25 protein-coding genes and 1 pseudogene are annotated in these 23,815 nt (G+C 71.7%); 10 read left to right on the top strand and 16 right to left on the bottom strand.

Annotated elements, in window-relative coordinates:
* From NS331_RS11380 to NS331_RS11365, 4 genes and pseudogenes are all read right to left on the bottom strand, one after another.
* Positions 1-374 (bottom strand): annotated as a pseudogene (locus NS331_RS11380) (DUF4136 domain-containing protein); the annotation flags it as partial.
* 102 nt (positions 375-476) lie between these two features.
* Positions 477-1,418 (bottom strand): tRNA 2-thiocytidine(32) synthetase TtcA, encoded by a 942-nt coding sequence (ttcA, locus tag NS331_RS11375; protein ID WP_058642106.1) that lies wholly within the window; start codon positions 1,416-1,418, stop codon positions 477-479.
* A gap of 65 nt (positions 1,419-1,483) precedes the next feature.
* Positions 1,484-1,858, bottom strand: coding sequence for a dihydroneopterin aldolase (locus tag NS331_RS11370; protein WP_058642105.1), 375 nt, complete (start codon positions 1,856-1,858; stop codon positions 1,484-1,486).
* An 11-nt stretch (positions 1,859-1,869) separates the two neighbouring features.
* Positions 1,870-2,646 (bottom strand): SDR family oxidoreductase, encoded by a 777-nt coding sequence (locus tag NS331_RS11365; RefSeq protein ID WP_058642104.1) that lies wholly within the window; start codon positions 2,644-2,646, stop codon positions 1,870-1,872.
* A gap of 95 nt (positions 2,647-2,741) precedes the next feature.
* On the opposite strand from NS331_RS11365, the gene NS331_RS11360 reads away from it, so the two are divergent.
* Genes NS331_RS11360 through NS331_RS11345 form a run of 4 tightly spaced genes read left to right on the top strand, consistent with a single transcriptional unit; the run spans position 2,742 to position 5,858 of the window.
* A complete protein-coding gene (locus NS331_RS11360; protein ID WP_058642103.1) occupies positions 2,742-3,872 on the top strand; it encodes a class I SAM-dependent methyltransferase in 1,131 nt (376 codons plus the stop codon).
* Between the two features lie 44 nt (positions 3,873-3,916).
* Positions 3,917-4,678, top strand: coding sequence for a histidinol-phosphatase (gene hisN / locus NS331_RS11355; RefSeq protein ID WP_058642102.1), 762 nt, complete (start codon positions 3,917-3,919; stop codon positions 4,676-4,678).
* A gap of 21 nt (positions 4,679-4,699) precedes the next feature.
* Positions 4,700-4,894: a DUF2905 domain-containing protein gene (locus NS331_RS11350; RefSeq protein WP_058642101.1), complete on the top strand. Its 195-nt coding sequence runs from the start codon at positions 4,700-4,702 to the stop codon at positions 4,892-4,894.
* 37 nt (positions 4,895-4,931) lie between these two features.
* Positions 4,932-5,858 carry an ROK family protein gene (locus NS331_RS11345; protein ID WP_058642100.1) on the top strand — a complete coding sequence of 309 codons (927 nt, stop codon included), beginning with the start codon at positions 4,932-4,934 and terminating at the stop codon, positions 5,856-5,858.
* Positions 5,859-5,873: 15 nt separating this feature from the next.
* Here NS331_RS11345 and NS331_RS11340 read toward each other — a convergent pair whose 3' ends face one another.
* Both NS331_RS11340 and NS331_RS11335 read right to left on the bottom strand, forming a co-directional pair.
* The gene (locus NS331_RS11340; protein WP_058642099.1) at positions 5,874-6,293 is read right to left on the bottom strand and encodes a GFA family protein; all 420 of its coding nucleotides are present in this window, start codon (positions 6,291-6,293) and stop codon (positions 5,874-5,876) included.
* A gap of 110 nt (positions 6,294-6,403) precedes the next feature.
* Positions 6,404-7,864 (bottom strand): aminotransferase-like domain-containing protein, encoded by a 1,461-nt coding sequence (locus NS331_RS11335; protein ID WP_058642110.1) that lies wholly within the window; start codon positions 7,862-7,864, stop codon positions 6,404-6,406.
* A 180-nt stretch (positions 7,865-8,044) separates the two neighbouring features.
* Between NS331_RS11335 and NS331_RS11330 the strand changes: the two genes are divergently transcribed.
* Positions 8,045-8,395 carry a hypothetical protein gene (locus NS331_RS11330; protein ID WP_058642098.1) on the top strand — a complete coding sequence of 117 codons (351 nt, stop codon included), beginning with the start codon at positions 8,045-8,047 and terminating at the stop codon, positions 8,393-8,395.
* 62 nt (positions 8,396-8,457) lie between these two features.
* Here NS331_RS11330 and NS331_RS11325 read toward each other — a convergent pair whose 3' ends face one another.
* A complete protein-coding gene (locus NS331_RS11325; protein WP_058642097.1) occupies positions 8,458-9,240 on the bottom strand; it encodes an SDR family NAD(P)-dependent oxidoreductase in 783 nt (260 codons plus the stop codon).
* 103 nt (positions 9,241-9,343) lie between these two features.
* Here NS331_RS11325 and NS331_RS11320 point away from each other — a divergent pair, with 103 nt between their 5' ends.
* Positions 9,344-10,273 (top strand): LysR family transcriptional regulator, encoded by a 930-nt coding sequence (locus tag NS331_RS11320; protein WP_058642096.1) that lies wholly within the window; start codon positions 9,344-9,346, stop codon positions 10,271-10,273.
* A 120-nt stretch (positions 10,274-10,393) separates the two neighbouring features.
* Here the strand turns inward: NS331_RS11320 and otsA are convergent, their stop codons facing one another.
* The 6 genes from otsA to NS331_RS11290 all read right to left on the bottom strand — a co-directional run bounded on the left by otsA (position 10,394) and on the right by NS331_RS11290 (position 17,365).
* Entirely contained in the window at positions 10,394-11,779 is a 1,386-nt protein-coding gene (gene otsA, locus NS331_RS11315; RefSeq protein ID WP_058642095.1) for an alpha,alpha-trehalose-phosphate synthase (UDP-forming), read from the bottom strand.
* Positions 11,780-11,825: 46 nt separating this feature from the next.
* Positions 11,826-12,575 carry a trehalose-phosphatase gene (gene otsB, locus NS331_RS11310; protein WP_058642094.1) on the bottom strand — a complete coding sequence of 250 codons (750 nt, stop codon included), beginning with the start codon at positions 12,573-12,575 and terminating at the stop codon, positions 11,826-11,828.
* An 88-nt stretch (positions 12,576-12,663) separates the two neighbouring features.
* On the bottom strand, positions 12,664-13,914 hold the full coding sequence (locus tag NS331_RS11305; protein ID WP_058642093.1) for a multifunctional CCA addition/repair protein: 1,251 nt from the start codon (positions 13,912-13,914) through the stop codon (positions 12,664-12,666).
* 56 nt (positions 13,915-13,970) lie between these two features.
* A complete protein-coding gene (locus tag NS331_RS11300; RefSeq protein WP_058642109.1) occupies positions 13,971-14,663 on the bottom strand; it encodes a glutathione S-transferase family protein in 693 nt (230 codons plus the stop codon).
* A gap of 99 nt (positions 14,664-14,762) precedes the next feature.
* Positions 14,763-15,335 carry an MgtC/SapB family protein gene (locus NS331_RS11295; protein WP_058642092.1) on the bottom strand — a complete coding sequence of 191 codons (573 nt, stop codon included), beginning with the start codon at positions 15,333-15,335 and terminating at the stop codon, positions 14,763-14,765.
* 32 nt (positions 15,336-15,367) lie between these two features.
* Entirely contained in the window at positions 15,368-17,365 is a 1,998-nt protein-coding gene (locus NS331_RS11290) for a lytic transglycosylase domain-containing protein (RefSeq protein ID WP_058642091.1), read from the bottom strand.
* Positions 17,366-17,374: 9 nt separating this feature from the next.
* On the opposite strand from NS331_RS11290, the gene NS331_RS11285 reads away from it, so the two are divergent.
* Complete coding sequence (locus NS331_RS11285) at positions 17,375-17,992, top strand: 5-formyltetrahydrofolate cyclo-ligase (RefSeq protein WP_058642090.1); 618 nt, start codon at positions 17,375-17,377, stop codon at positions 17,990-17,992.
* A 276-nt stretch (positions 17,993-18,268) separates the two neighbouring features.
* On the opposite strand, the gene NS331_RS11280 is transcribed toward NS331_RS11285, so the two are convergent.
* Positions 18,269-19,252 carry a LysR substrate-binding domain-containing protein gene (locus tag NS331_RS11280; RefSeq protein WP_058642089.1) on the bottom strand — a complete coding sequence of 328 codons (984 nt, stop codon included), beginning with the start codon at positions 19,250-19,252 and terminating at the stop codon, positions 18,269-18,271.
* 167 nt (positions 19,253-19,419) lie between these two features.
* Here NS331_RS11280 and NS331_RS11275 point away from each other — a divergent pair, with 167 nt between their 5' ends.
* A complete protein-coding gene (locus NS331_RS11275) occupies positions 19,420-19,734 on the top strand; it encodes a DUF2917 domain-containing protein (RefSeq protein WP_058642088.1) in 315 nt (104 codons plus the stop codon).
* Between the two features lie 117 nt (positions 19,735-19,851).
* Here NS331_RS11275 and NS331_RS11270 read toward each other — a convergent pair whose 3' ends face one another.
* The gene (locus tag NS331_RS11270; protein ID WP_058642087.1) at positions 19,852-20,262 is read right to left on the bottom strand and encodes a BLUF domain-containing protein; all 411 of its coding nucleotides are present in this window, start codon (positions 20,260-20,262) and stop codon (positions 19,852-19,854) included.
* Positions 20,263-20,370: 108 nt separating this feature from the next.
* Between NS331_RS11270 and NS331_RS11265 the strand changes: the two genes are divergently transcribed.
* Entirely contained in the window at positions 20,371-21,120 is a 750-nt protein-coding gene (locus NS331_RS11265) for a Crp/Fnr family transcriptional regulator (protein WP_058642086.1), read from the top strand.
* Positions 21,121-21,423: 303 nt separating this feature from the next.
* On the opposite strand, the gene NS331_RS11260 is transcribed toward NS331_RS11265, so the two are convergent.
* Entirely contained in the window at positions 21,424-22,278 is an 855-nt protein-coding gene (locus NS331_RS11260; RefSeq protein WP_242873722.1) for a DUF6279 family lipoprotein, read from the bottom strand.
* A 76-nt stretch (positions 22,279-22,354) separates the two neighbouring features.
* On the opposite strand from NS331_RS11260, the gene glmU reads away from it, so the two are divergent.
* Complete coding sequence (glmU, locus tag NS331_RS11255) at positions 22,355-23,785, top strand: bifunctional UDP-N-acetylglucosamine diphosphorylase/glucosamine-1-phosphate N-acetyltransferase GlmU (protein WP_058642084.1); 1,431 nt, start codon at positions 22,355-22,357, stop codon at positions 23,783-23,785.
* Positions 23,786-23,815 lie beyond the last annotated feature (30 nt).

Here is a 23,815-nt window from a genome sequence, read left to right as displayed (position 1 = left end):
ACGGGCCGGGATGGGGCCCCCAGCCCCAGCCGGGGGCCCCATCCCGGCCCGTCGAAGAAGGGGTCGGCCCAGGGCGACAGTTCCAGCTGCGAGCGGGCGCTCACCTGCACGGCATAGCGCGCGTTGGCGTCGTCGCGCCGCAGGCCGGCGGCGGCGAGGGAGGGTTCGGCCAGGCTTTCGAGGTCGGTCTGGGCGGCGTCGTTCGCCTGCTGCGAAGGCAGCCGCTCGAAGCGGTAGGTGGCGCCCGGCGGGATCGGCGCCTTGGCATAGCTCTGGACGTTGTTGTCCACCACGTAGGAGGTGGCACAGCCAGCCAGGCCGGCGGCCACCGCCGTCATGGCGGCCACGCCGAGAAGTCGCACTGCGCGTTGCATGTCGTCGTCATCCCTGGGGCCGTTGGCCGGCCCCTGTGTCGTTGTCGCGTCGGCTGGACGCGCGGGGGCGCGTCGTGGCTGGGAATTGCCGGGTGGCGGGCCTCAGCCGAGGCTGAGCACCTGCACCGTCGAAGGCATGGCGGGCACGGGCGGCAGTTCGGGCGGATCGAAGGCGCGATCGCCGTCCTCGCTGGCCACGCCGGTCGGCTTCAGACCCTTGAAGTCGTGCAGGGTTCCGTCCAGCAGGTGCGAGGGCGCCACGCTCTGCAGGCTGTGCAGCATGTTCTCCAGCCGGCCGGGGTGCTTGCGCTCCCAGTCGCGCAGCATGTCGCCGACCACCTGGCGCTGCAGGTTCTCCTGGCTGCCGCACAGGTTGCACGGAATGATCGGAAAGCCGCGGTGCTGGGCCCAGCGCACCAGATCCTTCTCGGCCACGTAGGCCAGCGGGCGGATCACCACGTGCCGGCCGTCGTCGCTCACCAGCTTGGGCGGCATGGCCTTGAGCTTGGCGGCGAAGAACATGTTGAGGAAGAAGGTCGCCAGGATGTCGTCGCGGTGGTGGCCCAGCGCGACCTTGGTGGCACCTAGTTCGTCGGCCACGCGGTAGAGGATGCCCCGGCGCAGGCGCGAGCACAGCCCGCAGGTGGTCTTGCCCTCGGGCACCACGCGCTTGACGATGCTGTAGGTGTCCTGTTCCTCGATGTGGAAGGGCACGCCCACCTGCTTCAGGTAGGCCGGCAGCACGTCTTCCGGAAAGCCGGGCTGCTTCTGGTCGAGGTTGACGGCGATCAGCTCGAAGTTGACCGGCGCCCGGGCCTTGAGCTTGAGCAGGATGTCCAGCATGCCGTAGCTGTCCTTGCCGCCCGACAGGCACACCATGACCTTGTCGCCCTCCTCGATCATGTTGTAGTCGGTGATGGCGCGACCGACCTCGCGGCACAGGCGCTTCTCGAGCTTGTGCGTCTCGCGCTCGATCTTCGCGGCCGCCTGGTGGCTGGGGGCGGGGGCTGCGGCGGTTTCGGGTTCGGTCCAGACGGCGTTCATAGGGCGCGATTTTGCCCGCGCTGGCACATCCTCATGGGCGGCGCGGGCCTTCGCGACTCAGGCGTTCACCACTGGCCGGTTTCGACGCGGATCGCGACCTCGCAGTCGTCGAAGATTTCCAGCTTGGCGATCTTCACGCGCACGCCCAGCACGCCGGGCAGTTGCATCAGCCGGCCGGCGACCTGGCCGATCAGGCTTTCCAGCAGGTTCACGTGGTGCGCGGTGCACTCGTCGATGATGATCTTGCGCACCTTGCGGTAGTCGAGCACGTGGAAGATGTCGTCGTCCTGCGGCGCCAGCGGCTGCGGGCCCAGGTTGAGTTCGGCATCGACGCGGATCGGCTGCGGCGCGGTCTTCTCGCTGTCGAGGATGCCCAGGTTGGCATCGAAGCGCAGGCCCGTGAGCGTCAGGCGCTGCTGGCCGTGGAGGGGGGCGGTCATGGCGGTGCTCGTCACATCAATGAAAAGTCGCGGTCGAAGCGCATCAGGTGCTGGCCGCCATCGACCAGCAGCGTGGTGCCGGTCATCGAGTTGTTCTCGAGCGCGAAGCGCACCGTCGCCGCCACGTCCTGCGGCGTGGACGAGCGGCCCAGCGGCGACAGGCGGTGCAGTTGTTCGAAGCGCTCGTCGCTCAGCATGTGGCTGGTGAGCGTGAGGCCCGGCGCCACGCCGACGACGCGCACCCGCGGCGCCAGCGCCAGCGCCAGCAGCGGCGTGGCGGCTTCCAGCGCCGCCTTCGACAGCGTGTAGCTCAGGAAGTCGGGATTCGGGTTCCACAGCTTCTGGTCCAGCAGATGGACCACGGCGCCGTGGCCGTCGCGCTCGTCCAGGTGCTGGCGCAGGGCCTGGGCCAGAAGGATGGCGGCGCCGGTGTTGCTGCGCAGATGGGCCTCCATGGCGGCATAGCCGAAGCTGGCGGCGTCGTCGTGCGCGAAGCGCGAGGCGCTGTGCACCACGGCGTCGAGCCGGCCGAATTCGGCCACCACCTGCGGCACCATGGCGCGCACGGCGGCCTCGTCTTCCAGCTCGGCGCTGATGATCGCGGCGCGGCCCGACAGCCGGGCGCAGTCGGCGGCGGTGGCCTGGGCGTCGTCGCGCGAGCTGCGGTAGTGCACCGCCACCTGCCAGCCGCCCGCCGCCAGGGCCAGCGCGATCTCGCGGCCGAGCCGGCGGCCGGCGCCGGTCACCAGCACGGTACGCGGTTCACTGGCAGGGGGAAGGGCGCTCATGGATGGGGATCGATGGAAGGGGCGGCGATCGTCTGGGTCGGCGCGGCGGGACGGCAAGTCCACCGGCGCCGGACCGCCCGGGCGTTGCAGGGAGAATGGGTGCCGTGAGCACCCCGACGACCCCGCCCAGTGTACCGACCGCCTCCTCGGCCTCTTCAGCCTGCGCGGCGCTGGTGCGGCGCGCCATCGAACGGGACGGCGGCTGGCTGCCCTTCGACCGCTTCATGGCGCTGGCCCTCTACGCGCCCGGCCTGGGTTATTACGCGCACGGCAGCCGCAAGTTCGGCCACCTGCCGCAGTCGGGCAGCGACTTCGTGACGGCGCCCGAGCTGTCGCCCCTGTTCGGCCAGAGCCTGGCCGTGGCGGTGGCCGATGCCTTCGACCACACCGGCACCGACGAGGTGTGGGAATTCGGCGCCGGCAGCGGCGCCCTGGCCGCGCAGCTGCTGGCGAGCCTGGGCGAGCGCGTCGCCCGCTACACCATCGTCGATTTGTCCGGCGCCCTGCGCGCGCGGCAGCAGGAGCGCCTGGCGCCCTGGGCCGGCCGCGTACGCTGGGTCGATGCGCTGCCCGAGGCCATCGAGGGCGTGGTGGTCGGCAACGAGGTGCTGGACGCCATGCCCGTCCAGCTGCTCGTGCGGCGCGCCGGCCAGTGGCAGGAGCGCGGCGTCGTCGTGCAGCCCGATGGCGCCTTCGGCTGGGCGGACCGCCCGACCGGGCTGCGCCCGCCCGTCGAGCCCGAGGGCCCGCAGGACTACCTGACCGAGGTGCATCCCCAGGCCCGCGCCTTCATCGCCACGCTGGCCGAGCGCCTGAAGCGCGGCGCCGCCTACTTCTTGGACTACGGCTTTCCCGAGTCCGAGTACTACCACCCGCAGCGCCACATGGGCACGCTGATGTGCCACCAGGCCCACCGCTCCGACGACGACCCGCTCGTGGCCGTGGGCGACAAGGACATCACCGCCCACGTCGACTTCACCGGCGTCGCGCTGGCCGGCCAGGACGCGGGCCTGGAGGTGCTGGGCTACACCAGCCAGGCGCGCTTTCTGCTCGACTGCGGCCTGGCCGAGCGCATGATGGCCGCACCGTTGGCCGAGCGGGCCCTGGCCGCCCGCCTGATCCACGAGCACGAGATGGGCGAGCTGTTCAAGGTGCTCGCCTTCGCTGCCGGCGAATCGTGGGACGCGGTCGGCTTCCGCCAGGGCGACCGCAGCCACACGCTCTGATTTCTTGCGTTTCCACCGACCGCTCCGCGTCTTTCCGCCCGCCCATGAACGACCTGCTCCGTACCGCCCACGCCCTGGCCGATGCCGCCGCCGCCCAGTCGATGGCGCATTTCCGCCAGCCGCTGGACATCATCACCAAGGCCGACGAAAGCCCTGTCACCCTGGCCGACCGCGCGGCCGAGCAGGCCATGCGTGACATCCTGGCACAGGCCCTGCCGCAGGACGGCATCTACGGCGAGGAGCACGGCCAGCAGAACCTGGACGCGGCCCGCGTGTGGGTGCTGGACCCCATCGACGGCACGCGCAGCTTCATCACCGGCTCGCCGCTGTGGGGCACGCTGATCGGCGCCATCGAGGGCGGGCGCGTCGTGCTGGGCCTGGTCGACATGCCGGTGCTCGGCGAGCGCTGGGTGGGCCAGGACGGCGTGGCCCTGCGCAACGGCCAGCCGGTGCGCGTGCGCGACTGCACGCAGCTGGCCGATGCGCGCATCTTCACCACCTCGCCCGACATCTTCTCGGCCGCGGACTGGACCGCCTTCGACCGCCTGAGCCGCCAGTGCGCCATGCGCCGCTTCGGCGGCGACTGCTACAGCTATGCGCAGCTGGCGGGCGGCACCATCGACCTGGTGGTCGAGGCCGGCCTGCAGCCCTACGACTACCTGGGCCCCGCCGGCCTGGTGGAGGCCGCGGGCGGCGTGATCACCGACTGGGCCGGGCAGCCGCTGGGCCTGCATTCCGATGGCCGCGTCGTGGCCGCCGCCACGCCCGAGCTGCACCGGCAGGCCCTTACGGCCCTGGCCGGCTGAGCCCGTCGCATCCCTTCGCCGATGCTGCGCTGGCTGCTCGTCACGATGCTGGCCCTGCTGCTGTTGCAGGGCCTCACCGGCTGGCTGCGCAAGCTGGGCTTCGGCCGGCTGCCGGGCGACTTCGAATTCAAGCTCTTCGGGCGCCGATGGCAGTTGCCCATCGCCAGCACCCTGGTGCTGAGCATGATCGCTGCCGGCGTGGCCCGGTTGCTGTGACCGTCCTCCCTTTTCATCACCCAAGGAAACCCCGCGCATGAAAGCCTGCGTCGACATCGGCGGCACCAAGGTGGCGGTGAGCCTGGCCCAGGCCGGCAGCACCGACCTGATCGCCCGGCAGAACGCACCCACGGCCAAGACCGGCGACCACGAGGCCGTGGCCCGACAGGTGATGCAGCTCATCGAAGCCGCCTGCGCCGAGGCCGGCGTGCCGGTGTCCCAGGTGGACCAGGTGGGCGTGTCGTCCGCCGGGCCCTTCGTGCTGCGCGAGGGCGCCATCGCCCTGGCCACGCCCAACATCTGCGGCGGCCTGGCCGGCCCCGACCGCGGCCTGCCCAACGACTGGACCTTCGCGCCCATCGAGGCGCCGCTGGCCGCGCGCTTCGGCCGCGTGCGGGTGGAGAACGACGCCGTTGCCGCGCTGGAGGCCGAGCGCCGCTGGGGCGCGCTCAAGGGCGAGGACCACTGCGCCTACGTCACCTGGAGCACCGGCGTGGGCGTGGGCCTGTGCGTGGACGGCCGCACGCTGCGCGGCAAGAACGGCAATGCGGGCCATGCCGGCCACCTCTTCGTCAGCGACGACGACAACGAGGCCCTGTGCGGCTGCGGCAACCGCGGCGACGTGGAGTCGCTCGTCGCCGGCAATGCCATCGCCCGGCGCTTCGGCGTCGAGGCGGCCGAACTCTTCGGCGCCGCGCAGCAGGGCGATGCCAAGGCGCTCGCCACCGTGGACGGCCTGTGCCGGGTGATGGGCCGGCTGCTCTACAACCTCACGGCCGCGCTGGACCTGTCGCGCATCAGCCTGGGCGGCAGCGTGTTCTGGCACAACCGCGACTTCCTGCTGCCGCGGCTGCAGTCGCAGCTGGACGGCCGCCTGCCGGCGCTCACCGACGGCGTGCCACTGGTCGCGGCGGGGCTGGGCGACAAGGTGGGCGACTACGCGGCGCTGGCGCTGGTCGACTGAACCACGGCCCGCCGCTCAACCGGCACCGCCGTCCCCCGGCGGCGCGAACTGCGCCAGTACCTGCGCCTCGGTCAGTTCGGGCGTCTGGTTGGCCAGCGCATAGAAGCCCGGCTTCCTGTCGACGTAGATCTGCTGCGTGATCTCGAAGTCGTCCGTGTCGAACAGGCCGGCCGGCACGAAGAACTCGCCCGTGGGCAGCAGCTTGTAGTACAGGTGCGTGCCGCAGCGCGTGCAGAAGGCCCGCTCGGCCCAGTCCGACGAGGGGTAGACGCCGACCTGCGCCTCGCCTTCGACGCGCAGACCGGTGCCGCAGTGCACCGCCAGCATCGGCCCGCCACCGCCCCAGCGGCGGCAGTAGCCGCAGTGGCAGGCGCCGATCTCGCGCGCATTCGGGGAGTCGACGCGCACGGCGCCACAGAGGCATTGGCCTTTCATGGGTGTTCCTTGGTGGTGTTGCGCGGCCCGGCGAATGCCGGCCGCAACGCACCACTCTAGCGGTGCACGGCGGCGGACGGGCCGATGCCCGCGGGCCGGGCCGTGGCTGTTCAGGCGGCGCGGCGCGCCTGCGGCGCAGCGACGGCGTGCGCCAGTTCCCCCAGCCGCTTCAGGCCCGCTGCCAGCGCCGGCGACCAGGGCAGGCCGCAGTTGATGCGCACGAAGCCGTCGCAGCGCGCGCTGTTGGAGAACAGCGTGCCGGGCGCGACGAGGATGTGTTCTTCCAGCGCCGCATCGAACAGCGCCTGCGCCTGCGCGCCGGGCGGCAGTTCCACCCACAACTGGAGCCCGCCGGGCGGCAGGTTGATGCGGGTGCCTGCCGGAAAGTGCGCGGCGATGGCGTCGGCGGTGCGTTCGCGCTGCAGCCGCAGCGTCTCGCGCAGCCGGCGCAGGTGGCGGTCGTAGGCACTGGTGGCCATGTACTCGCCCACCGCCCATTGCGACAGCTCCTCGTTCATGCGCGTCTGCGCGAACTTGAGCATCTCCACCCGCGCATGCCAGCGGCCGGCATGGATCCAGCCCAGCCGCAGGCCGGGCGCCAGCACCTTGTGCATCGAGGCGCAGTGGATCACGCCGCCGTCGCTGTCGAAGGACTGCACGGCGCGCGGCACGGCGTCCGCGTCCAGCAGCTCGCTGTAGGTGTCGTCCTCGATCAGCGCGGTGCCGTGCGCGCGGCACAGCTGCACCAGCCGCTGCTTGTGGGCATCGGGCATGACGCTGCCCAGCGGGTTCTGCAGGTGCGGCACCACCACCACGGCCTTGATGCCCTGGTAGGTGCGCAGGGCCAGTTCCAGCGCCTCCAGCGACAGGCCGGTCTGCGGGCTGGTGGGAATCTCCAGCGCGCGCATGCCCAGGCTTTCGAGCGCCTGCAGCAGCCCGTAGAAGGTGGGCGATTCGACGGCCACCGTGTCGCCGGGCTGGGCGACGGCGCGCAGGGCCAGGTTGAGCGCCTCGATGCAGCCGTTGGTGGGCAGCACGTCCTCCGGCGCGAGGTGCATGCCGGCGCGCAGTGCCCGCCGCGCCACCGCTTCGCGAAAGGGCGTGCGGCTGCGCGAGGGCGAGGCCTGCGTCAGCAGCTGCGGCCGCTGGCGCAGGCTGCGCACCATGGCCGCGCGCAGGGCCTCGGCCGGGTAGAGCTCGGGCGAGGCGCGGGCGGAGGACAGGTCCAGGTGCACCTCGCCCCAGCGGCGGCGGGTGACGAAGTCGGACACCGTCTGGTGGATGCCCACGAACTGCGCCGGGTCGGGCGGCCGGTCGGCGGCGGGCTCGTCCATGGGCACCATGGCCAGGCGGCGTGGCTGGCGCACGAAGTAGCCGGAGCGCTCGCGCGCCTCGGCGAAACCGTCGCCTTCGAGCGTGCGGCAGACCTGCAGGGCGGTGGACAGGCTGACGCCGTGCAGCCGCATGAGTTCGCGCAGCGACGGCAGCCGGTCGCCGGGCTGCAGCGTGCCGGTGCGCATGGCCTGGGCGTAGTGCTGAGCCAGTTGCTGATAGCGGGGCAGGGAGGACATGGCGTGGATGGTGCGCCCGCGCGCCGGATCGGAACAGATGCAGTTGTGCGACGAATCGACCATAACAGAGCCGGTCCGGCGTGAACTGCTGCGGTCCAAGCCCGGCCCGCGTGTGCCTGTTTTCGGCGGGGCGGCCGCCCTACGCTGAGGCCATCCCGTCACTGCTTCGAGAGGCCTGCCATGCACCCGTCCCGTCCCCGTTCCGACACCACCTGCATCGACCCGGGCGACCGGCTGCAACTGCATGTGCCCCGCGGCACGCTGCTGTTCGCCGTCGAGGGGCAGGTGCACATGGTGGAGCCGCCGCGCTGGCTTGCCGAGCAGATGGTGAGCGTCGAGCAACACCTGTCACCGGGCCAGGTGCATGAGGTCGGGCAGGACGGCTGGGTGCAGCTGACCGCCCTGGCCGGCGCGCCGGCCCGCGTCGCGCGGGTGCCCCCGCCTGCGGTCGGGCCGCGCCTCGCGGCGGGTCTCGCCAAGATGCGGCGGGCGGTGGCCCTGCTGGCGAGGCGGGGCATCCGCATGGCTTGAGGTGGGCGGCCCTGCCCGGCGCGCAGGACGAGCGCGGGCACGACAGCGTCGTCCGCACCGCCTCAAATGAACATGCCGCCGGACACCTCGACGCGCTGCGCCGTCATCCAGTGGTTGCCGGGGCGCAGCAGGGCCGCCACGGCGCCGCCGATGTCGTCGGGCAGGCCCACGCGGCCCTGCGCGGTCTGGCCGGCGATGGCGGCATTCATCTGCGCGTCGTCGCGCACCACGCCGCCGCCGAAGTCGGTCTCGATGGCGCCGGGCGCGATCACGTTCACGGCGATGCGGCGCGGGCCCAGTTCCTTGGCCAGGTAGCGCGTCAGCACCTCGATGCCGCCCTTCATGGTGGCGTAGGCCGCATAGCCCGGCAGCGAAAAGCGCGCGAGGCCGGAAGACACGTTCAGCACGTTCCCGCCGTCGGCCAGCAGCGGCAGCAGCGCCTGGGTGAGGAAGAAGGGGCCCTTGAGGTGCGTGGCCATCAGTTCGTCGAACTGCGCCTCGGTGGTGGCCTCGAAGCTGGCGTGGATGCCCATGCCGGCGTTGTTGACCAGGATGTCGAACTGCGTGCGGCCCCAGGTGGCGGCCAGGGCATCGCGCACCCGGGCGGCGAAGCCGGCGAAGCTGTCCGCCTGCGCCACGTCCAGCGGCAGGGCCACGGCGCGCCGGCCCAGGGCCTGCAGCTCGCGCACGACGGCCTCGGCCTCGTCGGCGCGGCTGCGGTAGGTGAGGATCACGTCGACGCCGTCGCGGCCCAGGTGCAGCGCGGCGCTCTTGCCCAGGCCTCGGCTGCCGCCGGTGACGAGGGCGATGCGGGGGGTGTCGGTGGTTGTGGTGGTGTTGGTCATTGGCGGTCCTTGCGGCGGTGGTTGGGATGACTGGTACTTTAAGAAGATGCAATCGCGCGAAAAAGCCGCGCAGAATGACTTCACTGTCATTTCGAAGTGAACAATGGACCTCGATTCGCTGCGCACCTATGTCCAGGTGGCCGAGCTGGCCAGCTTCACCCGCGCCGCCGAGCGCCTGGGGCTCACCCGGGCGCGCGTGTCGGCCGTGGTGCAGCAGCTCGAAGCCACCCTGGGCACGCGGCTCCTGCAGCGCACCACGCGCACGGTGCGCATCACGCCCGATGGCGAAGCCTTCCTGGAGCGGGCGCAGGCCCTGCTGGCCGAGGCGGACGACCTGCAGTCGCTGTTCAGCCGCCAGCCGGCGGCGCTGCGCGGCCGCATCCGTGCCGACGTGCCACTGCAGCTCGGCGCGCGGCTGGTGCTGCCGCGGCTGCCCGAGTTCCTGGCCGCCCATCCGCTGCTGGAGGTGGACCTGGGCAGCACCGACCGCCGCGTGGACCTGGTGCACGACGGCTTCGACTGCGTGCTGCGCGTGGGCGTTCTGCAGGAATCGGGGCTGGTCGCGCGGCCGGTCGGCCAGATGGCGCAGGCCAACCTGGCCTCGCCGGCGTACCTGGGGAGTCACGGCCATCCGCGCAACCTGGACGACCTGCGCAGCGGCCGGCACCGGCTGGTGCGCTATTCCTCGCGCCTCGCGGGCTGGCCCGCGTTGTGGGAGTACGTGGAGAACGGCGAGCCGCGCAGCGTCGTCATGCCGGCCGCGGTAACGGTGAACAACACCCTGGCCTACGAGGCCGCCTGCCGCGCCGGCCTGGGGATGATCCAGGCGCCCGTGCTGGGCCACCGGGAGGCGCTGGCGCGCGGCGAACTGGTGGAAGTGCTGCCCCAGTGGCGGCCGGCGCCGCTGCCGATCACCCTGCTCTATGCCCACCGGCGTCAGGTGCCGCGGCGGCTGCAGGTGTTCATGGATTGGCTGGCCGGGGTGGTGGGCGAGGCGCTGTCGGCCGACCAGCGTCCGCCGGAAGACCGCTGAGGTCGTAATGTCCGGCCAGGGCCTCTCTCCTGGGCCCGACAGCCGAGCGGTCACGAGGCGCGCAGCGGATGGCGCAGGACGCGCCGCCCGCGCCATCTTCCCGAGACACGGCTGAAGGGGCTATTCGACGCCTGGCGCGTCGCGCAGCGCTTCGAGGAAGGTGCGGCGCCACCAGTGCACGTCCTGCTCCCGGATGCGGGCGAGCAGCTTCTGGTGGCGGGCACGCCGCTCCTCCAGCGGCATGTGCAGCGCCTGCTGGATCGTCTCGGCGGTGCCGTGGGTGTCGTAGGGGTTGACCAGCAGTGCTTCCTTCAACTGCTCCGCCGCACCAGCGAATCGCGACAGCACCAGCACGCCGGGGTCCGCGGGATCCTGCGCCGCCACGTATTCCTTGGCCACCAGGTTCATGCCGTCGCGCAGCGGCGTCACCAGCCCGACGGCGGCGGCGCGGCAGAGGCCGGGCACGCGCTTGCGCGCCACGGTGCGGTGGATGTAGCGCACCGGCATCCAGTCCAGCTCGCCGTAGTCGCCGTTGATGGCGCCGCACAGCGATTCCAGCTCGCGGCGGATGTCGCCGTAGGCATCCACGTCCTCGCGCGTGGGCGAGGCGATCTGGATCAGCGTCGCGCTGCGGTGGTTCTCCGGATAGCGCGCCAGCAGTTCGCGGAAGGCCCGCGCCCGCTGGGGAATGCCCTTGGAATAGTCCAGCCGGTCGATGCCCAGCAGCAGGCGCCGTTGGGAATACTCGCGCTTCATCGTCTCGTGCATGTCGCGCGCCTCCTTGGCGTGCGTCAACGCCAGGAATTCGTCGACGTCGATGCCGATCGGGAAGGCGCTGGCGCGCACCGTCTGGCCCCAGGCGCGGAACCGGTCGTGGCCCAGCGATTCGCCATGCGCTTCGTTGCTCACGTAGCGGTCGAAGTGCTGCACGTCCTGCTGCGCCTGGAAGCCGACCACGTCGTAGGCGAACAGGGAGCGCATCAGCCACTCGTGCTGCGGGATGGCGGCCAGGATGATCTGCGGCGGCAGCGGGATGTGCAGGAAGAAGCCGATCTTCTGCTTGCAGCCCATGGCGCGCAGTTCGGCCGCCAGCGGAATCAGGTGGTAGTCGTGCACCCAGATGATGTCGTCCGGCTGCAGCAGCGGCAGCAGCTTGCGCGCGAACAGCTGGTTCACGCGCCGGTAGCCGCCGATGAAGCCGGCGTCGAAGTTCGCCAGGTCCAGGCGGTTGTGGAACACCGGCCACAGCACCTTGTTGCTGTAGCCCAGGTAGTAGGCGTCGTGGTCCTCGCGCGACAGGTCCAGCGTGGCCAGCGTGACCTTGCCGGCCTGCTGGCGGTGCATCTCGCCCTCGCCCGTGGGCCCGTCCTCGACGATGGTGCCGCTCCAGCCGAACCACAGCCCGCCCGTCTGCTGCAGCGACTCGCCCAGGGCCACCGCCAGGCCGCCGGCGGCGGGCTTGCGCGGATCGGCCACGCGGTTGGAAATCACGACCAGTCTTGCCATGGGTCTTCGCTTCTCCTCGTTCGTTCGTCGTGCGGTACGCGCCGTGTCAGCGTGGCGCGGCGCCTGGCGCGGCAAGCGCGGCGGCCGCGCGCTGGAGCCAGTCGTACACATCCGGCGGGCCGTCCACGCGCGCCGTGGCCCGCGTGCTGCCCGGGCCCACCTTGATGCCCAGGCCACCGAAGGCCTGCGCCACGGCGAAGCCGCTCTCGTCGGTGGTGTCGTCGCCGAAGAAGAAGGGCTTGCGGCCGGTGAAGGGCGCCTCCTTCAGATAGGCGGTGATCGCCGTGCCCTTGTTGGTGCCGGCCGGCTTGATCTCAACCACGCATTTGCCGTGCAGCAGTTCGAATTCGGGGCGGTCGCCTACCGTCTCGGCCATGGTGTCCAGGCACAGCTGCTCCAGCTGCGGCGCCAGTCGGTAGTGCAGCGCGACGGCGGCCTGCTTGCGCTCGACCAGCAGGCCGGTGTGGCGGTTGGCCAGTTCATTGGCGGCGGCGATGACTTCGGACAGGTCGGTGGGTGCGCGCTCCAGCAGGTGGCCGGTGGCATCGCGCCGGTGCGCGCCGTGCTCGCCGGCCGTGGGCAGGCGCAGGGGAGCAAGAAAGCGGTCGAGCACGTCGACGGGACGGCCCGACACGATGGCGACGGCGCCCTGCAGGGCATCGTTGAGCTGCGCCAGCAGCGGGACCAGCCCCTCGGGAACCTTCACCGCTTCAGGCGTCTCGGCAATGCCGACCAGGGTGCCATCGAAGTCCAGGAACAGGGCCGCATCCGGCCCCGGCAGGAAAGGCATTTGCATCTAGCGAAACGTAACAGACCGCGCGTCGGGCCGGCGTCGGCCAATGCCGCGCGGTGCTGAGGGCGCGGGGGCGATGGCGCCGAAAGGGTCAGCCGAGCATCCCGGAAATCGCCACCTCGCGCGCCGCCTGCACCGCCTGGCCGATCTGGGGCCCCTTGGCGCCGCGGGCCAGCGCCTCGCGGGCGATGGGCTCGGTGGCGACGGCCTGCACGGCGGCGAGCACGGCCAGCAGCCGTTCGCGCGGCGGATAGGGCCGCTCCTCGAAACCCAGGCGGCCACGCGCGTCGCATTCGCAGGCCAGCAGCGCATCCGCGAAGCGTTGCGGCCGGCGCAGGGCGTCGCAGCGCTCCAGCAGACGCAGCAGGGCGGCGGCGCCCAGTTCGCCGCTGCGGTGGATGTTGCCGTGCTCTCGGGCGACCACGTCGGCCAGCTCGCGCACCTCGGTCGGCACCCGCCAGCGCTCGCACAGGCCGGCCAGCAGGCGGGCGCTGCGCTGCTCGTGGCCGATGTGGCGTGGCAGCACGTCGGCGGGCGTGGTGCCCTTGCCCAGGTCGTGCGTCAGGCAGGCGAAGCGCACGGGCAGCGGCGCCTGCAGCAGGGCACTCATGTCCAGCACCATCATCAGGTGCACGCCGGTGTCGACCTCGGGATGGTGCTCGGCGCGCTGCGGCACGCCCCACAGCCGGTCGACCTCGGGCAGCAGCACGCGCAGGGCGCCGCATTCGCGCAGCACCTCGAACATGCGTGAGGGCTTCGGCTCCATCAGGCCGCGGGCCAGCTCCTGCCAGACGCGCTCGGGCACCAGCGCATCGGCCTCGCCGGCTTCGACCATGCCGCGCATCAGTTCGAGGGTTTCGGGGGCGACGCTGAAGTCGGGCAGCCTGGCCGCAAAGCGCGCCAGGCGCAGGATGCGGACCGGGTCCTCGCGGAAGGCGTCGGTGACGTGGCGCAGCACCTTCTGCCGAAGGTCGCGTTGGCCGTGGAAGGGGTCGACGAGGGCGTCGATGCGCAGCGGTTCGGCGTCGGCCAGCTCGGCGGGCAGGGCGATGGCGTTGATGGTCAGGTCGCGGCGGGCGAGGTCCTCGTCGAGCGTGACCTCGGGCGCGGCATGGACCACGAAGCCGCGGTAGCCGGGGCCGCTCTTGCGCTCGGTGCGGGCCAGCGCGTATTCCTCGCGCGTGTCGGGATGGAGGAAGACCGGGAAGTCGCGGCCCACCGGCAGGTAGCCGGCGTCCAGCATCTGCTGCGGCGTGGCGCCCACGACCACCCAATCGCGGTCGCTGCCGCGCCGGCCCAGCAACGCATCGCGGATCGCGCCGCCGACGAGAAACTTCTGCATCGGGGCAGTGTAGGGCGGGGCGTGGAGCCGCCGCCCTGCCGCCCGTTCGCACCTTCTCAGTCGCGCGCGCTGCGGTAGGGCTCGTCCATGGGCACGAAGTCGTGCTCGGCCAGCGCGTCGGCGATCCAGGCCTTCATCGCCGGCAGCGCGTACAGGCGCTCGATGTAGGCCTCCACGGCAGCAGGCACGGGCAGCGCATAGGTGCGGATGCGGGTGGCCACCGGCGCGTAGTAGGCATCGGCGATGCCGAAGCCGCCGAAGAGCATGGGACCGCCGTGCTTCTGCAGCAGGCCTTCCCACATCTGGCAGATGCGCGCCAGGTCGGCGGCGACGGCCGGCTCCTCGCGCAGCAGGCGGGCCCCGACCTCGGGCAGCGAGGCCTCGATGTTCATGCCGCAGTGGTTGCGCAGGGCGCCGAAGCCGGCGTGCATCTCGGCGCAGATGCTGCGCGCATGGGCACGGGCGGCGGCGTCGGCGGGCCAGAGCTGCCGGTCGGGGAAGCGCTCGGCCAGGTATTCGGCGATGGCCAGCGTGTCCCACACCACGATCGGCCCGTCGACCAGCACCGGCACCTTGCCGGTCGGGTTGAGGGCGCCCACCACGGCCTTGAAGCGCGAGTCCGCGTCGAAGCTGTCGAAGCGCACCATCACCTCCTCGAAGGCGATGCCGGCCTGCTTCATCAGCACCCAGGGGCGCATGGACCAGGACGAGTAGTTCTTGTTGCCGATGTAGAGCTGGAGCGTGGACATGATGGCCTGCATGACGGAAAGGGAGCAGCCATGCTAGCGGTGCCCCCCACACGGGTTGATGCAAAAAGTGCGCGGGATTGATGCCGCGGCCGGCGCCGTTCAGCCCGGCGGCGGCACGCCTGCGTCGTCGTCGCCGCGGGCCGGTGTGCCGGCCCTGGCGGCCGGCGGCGGCTGGCGCGGCGGCCCCGTCTTGCGGCTCACCCAGATCACCAGCCGCGGCATCGCCTGCAGCACGGCCAGCCCCAGCAGCGCACTGAGGATGGCCGTCACCTCGCGGCCCAGCCCGCAGGCCATGCCGATGGCGGCCGTCATCCACAGGCCGGCGGCGGTGGTCAGGCCTTCCACGTGCTCCTCGTCGCGGCCGCGCTTGAGGATGGTGCCGGCGCACAGGAAGCCCACGCCGGCCACCAGCCCCTGGATCACGCGGCTCATGTCGCCGGGCTCGATGCCCGCCTGCTGCGGCACCAGCACGAACAGGGCCGAGCCGATGGCCACCAGCATGTGGGTGCGCACGCCGGCGGCCTTGCCCTCGTACTCGCGCTCGAAGCCCAGCAGCAGCCCCAGCAGCGCCGCCAGCAGCAGCCGAACCACGATGCGCACCAGCTGCGCCAGGTCCGGCACGTCCGAGAACTCGGTGGCCAGCGTGTCGGCGACGGTGTCCCACCAGTCCATGGTGTGCGTGCCCCTCACGCCTGCTCAGCGCGTCAGGGCAGGTCCTTGTTCGGCTCGGGCTCGGTCGGGTTGCGCGGGCCCACGCGGCCCAGGCGGTCGCGGATGGACTGCGGCCGGCCGGTGATCAGCGCCGCATAGTTGGTGGTGTTGGCCAGCACCTTCTTCACGTAGTCGCGCGTCTCGGCGAAAGGAATGTTCTCGGCCCAGATGGCGGCGTCGAGCACCGGCCCGTTGCGCCAGCTGCGAGGCCGGCCCGGGCCGGCGTTGTAGGCGGCCGCGGCCAGCGCCATGGAGCCGTCGAAGTCGTCCAGCGCCAGCTTGAGGTAGTTGGTGCCGATGGTGATGTTGGTCTCGCGGTCGGTGATCATGTCCGGCGAGTAGGGCAGGCCGATCTTGCGGGCCGTCCAGCGCGCCGTGGCGGGCATCACCTGCATCAGGCCCGAGGCGCCGACGCCCGAGCGGGCGTCCATGATGAAGCGGCTTTCCTGGCGGATCAGGCCGTAGACGTAGGCCGGGTCGAGGCCGATGTCCTGGCTCTTGCGCAGCACCGTGTCGTGGAAGGGCATGGGAAAGCGCTGCGTGGCGTCGATGGTGCCCTTGGTGCGCTCGCTGGTGTTGATGCAGCGGTCCCACAGCTCGCGCTGGCAGGCCAGGTCGGCGGCGGCCAGCAGCGCGCGGTCGTCCATGCCGCCGCGGTCGTGCAGGTTGGTGGCGTAGTTCCACTCGCGCACGCCCTCCGGCCGCAGGCCGATGCCGATGGCATACAGCGCGCGCTGCAGCGAGGGGTTGTTCAGCGCGGCGGCGCGCTCCTCGGGCGTGAGCGGCGCCGGTGCCGTCGGCACCTGGGCGCGCTGGCCCAGGTCTTCCAGCGCCAGCAGCTCGTAGAAGCCGCGGGTGCCGGCGATGGTCTCGAGCAGCGTGCGGGCCTCCTGCTGGCGGCGCTCGCCGCCCTGGGCCATGAGGGCACGGGCGCGCCAGTAGACCCAGGTCGGGTCCTGCTGCGCCTCTTCGCTCATGGCGCGCACGGCGGCATCGACCTCTTTCCACTGGCCCATGCGCAGCGCGGCGCGCACCTTCCAGCCGAGCATGTCGTCGGTCAGGTCGCCGTTCCTGCTGACGTTGGCGAAGTAGCCGGACGCCTGCGGCGAGAGCTTCTGCGCCGCCTGGCGGCCAATGCTGCCCCAGAGCCAGTTGCGCTCCTCGGGGCTGAGCATCGGCCCCCACTTGCTGTCGAGCTGGGCCGCGGCGGTGTCGGGGTCGGCCACGGCCATGCGCAGCAGGGCCATCACGACCATTTCCTTGCGGGCGCGCGAGGCGGCCGAAGCCGAGCCCAGCAGGAACCTGGTGGCGCTGGCGTTGACCTGCTCGAAGGTGGGCAGCGCATCGGGCGCGACCAGGTTGATGGCGGCGCGCGCCGCGGCGGGGCGGTTGGCCTCCATCGCCACGCGGGCCTTCTTCCAGGCGTCGGAGGCCGGCATGGCGCCGGCGGCAATCAGCCGGTCGGCGGCCGACAGGCAGCCGTCGTCCAGCTCGCGCTGGGCCATCCAGTTGCGGCGCACGGTTTCCACCTGCGCGGGCAGCACGCGGCCGTTGCGCAGGCCGTCCACCAGCACGGCGTAGCACTGCACCTCGCGGTCGTCGTTCATGCGGAAGGCGGCATGCGCGGCGGCGAACTCGTCCCAGGCGCGGCGCTGGCCCAGCACCAGCAGCCAGTCGTTGCGCAGGCGGTCTTCCTGGTAGGTGCCGGGATAGCGTGCGAAGAAGGCATAGACCTCGTCGCTGCTGGCCTCGCCCAGACGGGCGCGCAGTTCCCAGTAGGCGGCCCAGGGCTCCAGCGCATGGCCGCGGGCCTGCGGCAGCAGGGCCGACAGCCGGGCCTTGTCGCCGCGCTGGAAGGCCTGCTTCATCTGCAGCAGCACGTCGTCGTTGCGGTTGGCCTGGGCGCAGGCCGGCGGGGCGAGGGTGGCGGCCACCAGGGCCAGCGCCGCGAGCCAGCCGCGGCGGGGTGACAAAATGCCTTGAAACTGCATCGAAGGATTATGGACAAAGCACACGATGAAGAACGCGCAGGCACGGCGGCCTTTCTCAAGACCCAGGTCCGCGCGGCGCTCATCGAGCAACGCCTGGCCCTGCCGGACCGCCTACAACGCGCCGACCTGCTGCAGCGGGTGATGCGGTTCTGGCTGGTGGGCCGGCCCGACACGGTGATCGGCGCCTACTGGCCGATCAAGGGCGAATTCGACCCCCTGCCGGCGCTGCACCGCTGGAAGGAGGACGGCGAGCTGATGGAAGAACCCCAGCGCCGCCGCATCGGCCTGCCGGTGGTGGACCGCGAGACCAAGACGCTGAGCTTCCACGTCTGGTACCCCGGCTGCCCGATGGAGAACGACGCCTACGACATTCCCAAGCCCAAGGACACCGAGCTGATCGTGCCCACGCTGCTGTTCGTGCCCTGCCTGGGCTACAGCGCCGGCGGCTACCGGCTGGGCTACGGCGGCGGCTTCTACGACCGCACGCTGGCGGCGCTGGAGCCGCGGCCCTTCACCGTGGGCCTGGGCTTCGCCAACGGTTTCATCGACGACTTCGAGCCCGAGGCGCACGACGTGCCGCTGGACGCGATCCTCAACGACAACGGCGTGGTCTGGCCAGTGGGCTGAGCCGCTGGACGCGCCGCTCGGCGCGGCATCCGGGTCTGTTCACGGGGTTGCTGATCGGATGGCCGCGGAGCAGGCCATGCCCATGCACCCGCGGAACCGGCTTTGCCGGGCCGCCGGGTGCGCCCCTTGAGGGGGATTGGACTTCCACACGCAGTGAGGAAGTCCAAACGGGGTGGTCTCAACCCACCGCGGAACCGGCTTTGCCCGGCCGCCGGGTGCGCCCCTTGAGGGGGATTGGACTTCCACACGCAGTGAGGAAGTCCAAACGGGGTGGGCTCAATCCATATGGTCGAGGGTGTCCGGATCGGGTCCGTCGCCGATGGTCTGGCGGGTGACCGCCGCCTGGGTGCGCAGCCAGTCGCAGAAGGCGCGCACCTCCGGCCGCAGCGTGCTGCGCGGTGCCACCAGCAGCCAGTAGGCCATGGGCGAATCCATGCGCTGGCGCGGCAGCACTTCCACCAGGTCGCCGCTGGCCAGGCTTTCCGCGATGAGCGGGCTGCGCGCCAGCACCACGCCCTGGCCCGACAGCGCGGCCTGCACCATCTGGTAGGCGTAGTTGAAGTACAGCCAGCGCCGCGGCTGCGCGCGTGCCAGGCCGTTGGTCTCGAACCAGCGGCGCCATGTCAGCCATTCCAGGTGCGTGCGGTGGGCGTCGCCGGCCTCGATCAGCGTGAAGCGCGCGATGTCCCCCGGCTCTCGGATGGCCGGGCTGCTCTTGATGAGCCAGGGGCTGGCCACCGGCATCAGCGTCTCGCCGAACAGGCGCTGGGCGCCCGGCGGCATGGCCTCCGCCGGGCCGTAGCGCAGGGCCATGTCGATGTCGGCCAGGTCCAGGTCCAGCGCGGTGTCGGTGGCGTCGATGCGGATGTCGATGTCCGGGTGCGCCTGCTGGAAGGCCTCCAGCCGCGGGATCAGCCACATCGACGCGAAGGAGGCGAAGGTGGTCAGCGACACGCTCTTGCGGCCCGCGCTCTGGCGGATCTGCCGCACCGCGCCGTCGATGCGCGGCAGCGCCTGCTGCACCGCCAGCAGCAGCTGCGCGCCGGCGGCGGTGAGTTCCACCGCGCGGGTGTGGCGCAAAAACAGCGGCACGCCCACTTCTTCTTCGAGCGACTGGATCTGGCGGCTCACGGCGGACTGGGTGAGGGCCATCTCCTCCGCCGCGGCGCGGAAGTTCAGGTGCCGGGCCACGGCCTCGAAGGCGCGCAGGTAGCCGGCGCCGATGGGCCGGGTGCGCAGGTGGGTCTGGGAATGCTGCATGGGCGGACGGGGCGGGGACGGTCGGGCCGGCCGGCGCGATTGATGCGCCGGCGGCATCAGTAGCCTAGCGCGTTTTCATTGGACCGCGCGCGCCGCCATGCAGATGATCGGTTCCCGAAGCAGACGTGGCGCAATGGGCGACACGCTCTTCGACGAGGAGAACCGCCATGACCGCCGCCACCCTGAGCACCACGACCCGCGAAGCCCTGATCGCCGCGCCCGCCGCCGCGATTCCGCCCGCCGTGCGCCGCGGTGCCTGGCAGCTCAAGGCGGGGCAGGCGATCAGCCTGCGGGCGCAGGGCCGCAGCGTGCTGCGGCTGCGGCAGGGCCGGGTGTGGGTCACCCGCGACGCCACGGCCCACTGGGGCAGCGAAGACCTGGTCGTCGGCCCCGGCGAGGCGCTGGTGGTCGAGGCCGGCCAGCGCATCGTGATGGAGCCCTGGGACGGCTTCGGCGCGACCTACACCTGGGATCAAAGCTAACCCCCAGGCTGCGCGCTCCGCGCTTCGCCTTCCCCCTTTCAAGGGGGCACATCCTGCGGCCCGGCGGAGCCGGTTCCGCGGATGTTCCCGCTTGGCCTGCTGCGCGGGCCCTCGGGGTCAGGCCTGGATGTCGAAGCTCGTGCGCATCTGCAGGAAGCGCTCTACGGCGGAAGGGCCGCTGAGCTGGATCAATGCGCCCAGCGCATCGAGGTCGTCGGTCTCGGCGTAGCCCATGTCGAAGCGGTGGTAGCGCCGCTGGGGCAGCAGGCCTTCGTGCAGGATCCGCATGTCCTCGTGGCGGCTGTCGCCGACGATGCGGCCCATGAGGGCCTCCAGCGTGGGGCGCGGCCCCTCCAGGTGCTGGAAGAAACGCTGGCCATCGAAGATCAACAGTCCGCTCACGCCCGCCTGGGCATTGGTCGGCCGTGCCCGCGACAGGATCTGGCCCACCACCAGCGGCGAGGCCTGGGCACCGAGTTGGCTGGTGTAGAGGAATTCGTACAGGCCGGGGGAAGCGTCAGCGGACATCGACGGTCACTTTAGGGCCGCGGCCCACGGTGCAGGGCGTCCCCGGAATGTCAAAAGACACACGCCGGTTGTCTATATTGGCGTACCCGCACTTCTCGCGTCCGTCCGATGTCGGTGACCCATTCGGCCTGTGGCCATCCGTGCAGCGAATGCCGCCTGCGCACCCTCCCCGCCTTTCTGGCCCTCTCCGAACCCGAGCGCCATGCCGTGGCCGAATGGCGCAGCGGCAGCCGCAAGGTGGCGGCCGGCGAACGCATCATCGCCGAGCACCTGCGCAGCGACCTGCTCTACACGCTCTATTCGGGCTGGGCCTTCCGCTACAAGACGCTCAGCGACGGGCGGCGGCAGATCCTCAATTTTTTGCTGCCCGGTGACCTGGTCGGACTGCAGGACGAATTCGCCGACGGCCGCACCCACGGCGTGGAAGCGGCGTCGGACACGGTGCTGTGCACCTTCCCGCGCGACCGGCTGTGGGACTTCTTTCTGCAGCATCCCAAGCTGGGCTACGACATCACCTGGCTCGCGGCGCGCGAGGAGAAGATGGTGGACGACAACCTGGTGACCGCCGGCCGCCGCACCGCCGCCGAGCGCGTGGCGATGCTGCTGATGCACCTGTACCGCCGGGCCGAGCACCTGGGCATGACGGAAGCGGGGCGGGTGGAGTTTCCCTTCCAGCAGCAGCACATCGCCGATGCGCTGGGCCTGTCGCTGGTGCACACCAACAAGACGCTGCGCAAGCTGCAGCGCCTGGGCCTGCACCGGCTGGAAGGCGGCTGGCTGGAGATCCTGGAGCCGCATGCGCTGGAGGCGCTGGGCGACTATTTCGATCGGCCGATGCGGCCGGTGCCGCTGCTGTGAAATGAGACCACCCCGTTTGGACTTCCTCACTGCGTGTGGAAGTCCAATCCCCTCGAGGGGCGCACCCGGCGGCCCGGCAGAGCCGGTTCCGCGGGGAGCTGAGACCACCCCGTTTGGACTTCCTCACTGCGTGTGGAAGTCCAATCCCCTCGAGGGGCGCACCCGGCGGCCCGGCAAAGCCGGTTCCGCGGGTGCACTGGCTTGGCCTGCTCCGCGGCCATTCGATTCGACGACTGCGGCGGTTTCCATGCCATCCGGGCGGCGCGTGAGCGCCGTGCATCACCGGTGTGGCGGGCGGTGGCTTCAAGGTCCTGAAAGTGCGACGAGGTCCTGCCGGTAGGCCTCGATGCGCTGGGCGGCGCGCTCGCGCTGGGCCGGGCTCATGGCGGCATGCAGGGCCGCGGTGTTGTTGCAGGCTTCCTGGGCCAGCGCGTCCTGCTGGCTGCGCCATTCGCCCGGCGGCGGCTCGAAGACGCGCATGACCAGCGCATGCACCCGCTGGCGCGCCTGCGCGTCGGTGGCGGCCGGGGGCTGCTGCAGCCCGCGCAGCAGGGCCAGCACGTCGGCTTGGCGTGCGCGGCGGGCGGCATCCAGCTTCTCGGGGCTGAACGCGGACTGGCGCACCATCTGCCGCAGCAGGCCGCGCTGGCGGGCGTCGAGCGTGCCGTAGAAGTCCTCGTAACGGTCCAGGAAGGTGTCGTAGCGCTTGTCCTGCACCTCGGCCGGCGTCAGGCGCAGCCACTCGCGGCGGAAGTCGTTGTTGATGCGGCCGAACTTGCGTTCCAGCACCTGCAGCTGCGCAGGCGCCAGGCTCTGGGCCAGCACGGTGGCGTCGGGCTCGGCGCGCACCGCCAGCGCCAGCAGGCGGGCCTGCACGGCGTCCGACAGGGCGCAGACCTGCGCGGGCGTGACGTCGCCGCGGGCCTGGTCGCGCGCCTGGGCGGCGAGCGTGGCCAGGCGTGGCAGCTCCTCGCGCCGGTGCCAGTCCTGCAGGCCGGCCAGCGCCCGCTTCACCTGCAGGCTCTGGGCGCCGTCGAAATCCAGGTAGCCGTCCAGCCACCAGTAGCTGATGTCCGGCAGGTTGTTGTAGCCCAGCCGCACCGCGCTGCAGCCGCCGAGCGCCAGGCCCATCAGCAGCAGGCCGATAATTCCGGCCACCTTTCCCAGCCACTGCCCCGATGCCTGCGGCAGTGCGCACATGCGGCGCCACGCGCCCGACCCTCGCCGACCCACCATGACTTCCGAATCCCGCACGTCCAGCCTTTCGTCCCACGCCATCGATGTCGTCGTCATGGCGGCCGGCAAGGGCACGCGCATGAAGAGCCGCTTGCCCAAAGTGTTGCACCGATTGGCCGGCCGGCCGCTGCTTGCCCATGTGCTGGGTACGGCCGCGGGCCTGGGCGCGCGGCGCGTGGTGGTCGTCACCGGCCACGGCGCGGACGAGGTCGAGGCCGCCATCCCCGCCTGGCAACCGGGCGCCGACGTGCGCTGCGTGCGCCAGTCGCCGCAGCTGGGCACCGGCCATGCCGTGCAGCAGGCGGTGCCGGCGCTGGCCGGTGATGGCGTGGTGCTGGTGCTGTCGGGCGACGTGCCGCTGATCGCCGAGGACACGCTGCGCGCCCTGGTCGCGGCCAGCGGCGGCGAGCGCCTGGCGCTGCTGACCATCGACCTGCCCGACCCGACCGGCTACGGCCGCGTACTGCGCGACGCGGCCGGCGGCGTGCAGGCGATCGTCGAGCACAAGGACGCCAGCGAGGCCCAGCGCCAGGTGCGCGAGATCTATTCGGGCGTGATGGCGGCGCCGGCCCGCGCACTGGCCGGCTGGCTGGCGCGCCTGTCCAACGACAACGCCCAGGGCGAGTACTACCTGACCGACGTGGTCGGCATGGCCGTGGCCGAGGGCCTGCCCGTGGTGGCGCAGAAGACCGCCGATGCGCTGCAGGTGGCCGGCATCAACAGCCCCGCCCAGCTCGCCGCGCTGGAGCGCGACTGGCAGCGCCGCCAGGCCGAACGCCTGATGGACGCCGGCGTGCGCCTGGCCGACCCGGCGCGCTTCGACCTGCGCGGCGAACTGGAATGCGCCGCCGACGTCGAGATCGACATCAACTGCATCTTCGAGGGCCGCGTGCGCCTGGGCGAGGGCGTGCGCATCGGCGCGCACTGCGTCATCTCGGACGCGCGCATCGAGGACGGCGCGGTGATCCATCCCTACACGCACATCGCCGGCGAAGCGGCCGGCGTGGTCGTGGGGGCGGGCGCGCTCGTCGGCCCCTATGCCCGCCTGCGTCCCGGCGCGCAACTGGGCCGCGAAGTGCACATCGGCAATTTCGTCGAAGTGAAGAATTCCACCCTGGCCGACGGCGCCAAGGCCAACCACCTGGCCTACCTGGGCGATGCGACCGTGGGCGCCCGGGTGAACTACGGCGCCGGCAGCATCACGGCCAACTACGACGGCGCCAACAAGCACCGCACGGTGATCGGCGACGACGTGCACGTGGGCAGCAACTGCGTGCTGATCGCACCCGTGAGCCTCGGTGCCGGCGGCACCATCGGCGGCGGCTCGACCATCAGCAAGAGCACCGAGCCCGGCGGGCTGACCGTGGCGCGGGCGCGGCAGGTGAGCTTCGTGAACTGGAAGCGGCCGGTGAAGGGCTCGAAGAAGTGATGGCGGAAGGGCCCCAGGAGCCCTTGACCA

It is taken from the genome of Pseudacidovorax intermedius, assembly GCF_001476815.1.
Classification (GTDB): Bacteria; Pseudomonadota; Gammaproteobacteria; order Burkholderiales; family Burkholderiaceae_C; genus Xenophilus; species Xenophilus intermedius_A.
This window is presented reverse-complemented; position numbering and strand designations above follow the sequence as displayed.

Coding starts and splice junctions, on each gene's coding strand:
- ttcA (WP_058642106.1), bottom strand. CDS start 1,418: ATGAACGCCGTCTGGACCGAACCCGAAACCGCCGCAGCCCCCGCCCCC.
- NS331_RS11350 (WP_058642101.1), top strand. CDS start 4,700: ATGCTGCGCTGGCTGCTCGTCACGATGCTGGCCCTGCTGCTGTTGCAG.
- NS331_RS11305 (WP_058642093.1), bottom strand. CDS start 13,914: ATGCAGAAGTTTCTCGTCGGCGGCGCGATCCGCGATGCGTTGCTGGGC.
- NS331_RS11345 (WP_058642100.1), top strand. CDS start 4,932: ATGAAAGCCTGCGTCGACATCGGCGGCACCAAGGTGGCGGTGAGCCTG.
- NS331_RS11360 (WP_058642103.1), top strand. CDS start 2,742: ATGGGTGCCGTGAGCACCCCGACGACCCCGCCCAGTGTACCGACCGCC.
- NS331_RS11340 (WP_058642099.1), bottom strand. CDS start 6,293: ATGAAAGGCCAATGCCTCTGTGGCGCCGTGCGCGTCGACTCCCCGAAT.
- NS331_RS11365 (WP_058642104.1), bottom strand. CDS start 2,646: ATGAGCGCCCTTCCCCCTGCCAGTGAACCGCGTACCGTGCTGGTGACC.
- NS331_RS11330 (WP_058642098.1), top strand. CDS start 8,045: ATGCACCCGTCCCGTCCCCGTTCCGACACCACCTGCATCGACCCGGGC.
- NS331_RS11275 (WP_058642088.1), top strand. CDS start 19,420: ATGACCGCCGCCACCCTGAGCACCACGACCCGCGAAGCCCTGATCGCC.
- NS331_RS11295 (WP_058642092.1), bottom strand. CDS start 15,335: ATGGACTGGTGGGACACCGTCGCCGACACGCTGGCCACCGAGTTCTCG.
- NS331_RS11270 (WP_058642087.1), bottom strand. CDS start 20,262: ATGTCCGCTGACGCTTCCCCCGGCCTGTACGAATTCCTCTACACCAGC.
- NS331_RS11265 (WP_058642086.1), top strand. CDS start 20,371: ATGTCGGTGACCCATTCGGCCTGTGGCCATCCGTGCAGCGAATGCCGC.
- NS331_RS11290 (WP_058642091.1), bottom strand. CDS start 17,365: ATGCAGTTTCAAGGCATTTTGTCACCCCGCCGCGGCTGGCTCGCGGCG.
- glmU (WP_058642084.1), top strand. CDS start 22,355: ATGACTTCCGAATCCCGCACGTCCAGCCTTTCGTCCCACGCCATCGAT.
- hisN (WP_058642102.1), top strand. CDS start 3,917: ATGAACGACCTGCTCCGTACCGCCCACGCCCTGGCCGATGCCGCCGCC.
- NS331_RS11335 (WP_058642110.1), bottom strand. CDS start 7,864: ATGTCCTCCCTGCCCCGCTATCAGCAACTGGCTCAGCACTACGCCCAG.
- otsA (WP_058642095.1), bottom strand. CDS start 11,779: ATGGCAAGACTGGTCGTGATTTCCAACCGCGTGGCCGATCCGCGCAAG.
- NS331_RS11325 (WP_058642097.1), bottom strand. CDS start 9,240: ATGACCAACACCACCACAACCACCGACACCCCCCGCATCGCCCTCGTC.
- otsB (WP_058642094.1), bottom strand. CDS start 12,575: ATGCAAATGCCTTTCCTGCCGGGGCCGGATGCGGCCCTGTTCCTGGAC.
- NS331_RS11280 (WP_058642089.1), bottom strand. CDS start 19,252: ATGCAGCATTCCCAGACCCACCTGCGCACCCGGCCCATCGGCGCCGGC.
- NS331_RS11370 (WP_058642105.1), bottom strand. CDS start 1,858: ATGACCGCCCCCCTCCACGGCCAGCAGCGCCTGACGCTCACGGGCCTG.
- NS331_RS11320 (WP_058642096.1), top strand. CDS start 9,344: ATGGACCTCGATTCGCTGCGCACCTATGTCCAGGTGGCCGAGCTGGCC.
- NS331_RS11300 (WP_058642109.1), bottom strand. CDS start 14,663: ATGTCCACGCTCCAGCTCTACATCGGCAACAAGAACTACTCGTCCTGG.
- NS331_RS11285 (WP_058642090.1), top strand. CDS start 17,375: ATGGACAAAGCACACGATGAAGAACGCGCAGGCACGGCGGCCTTTCTC.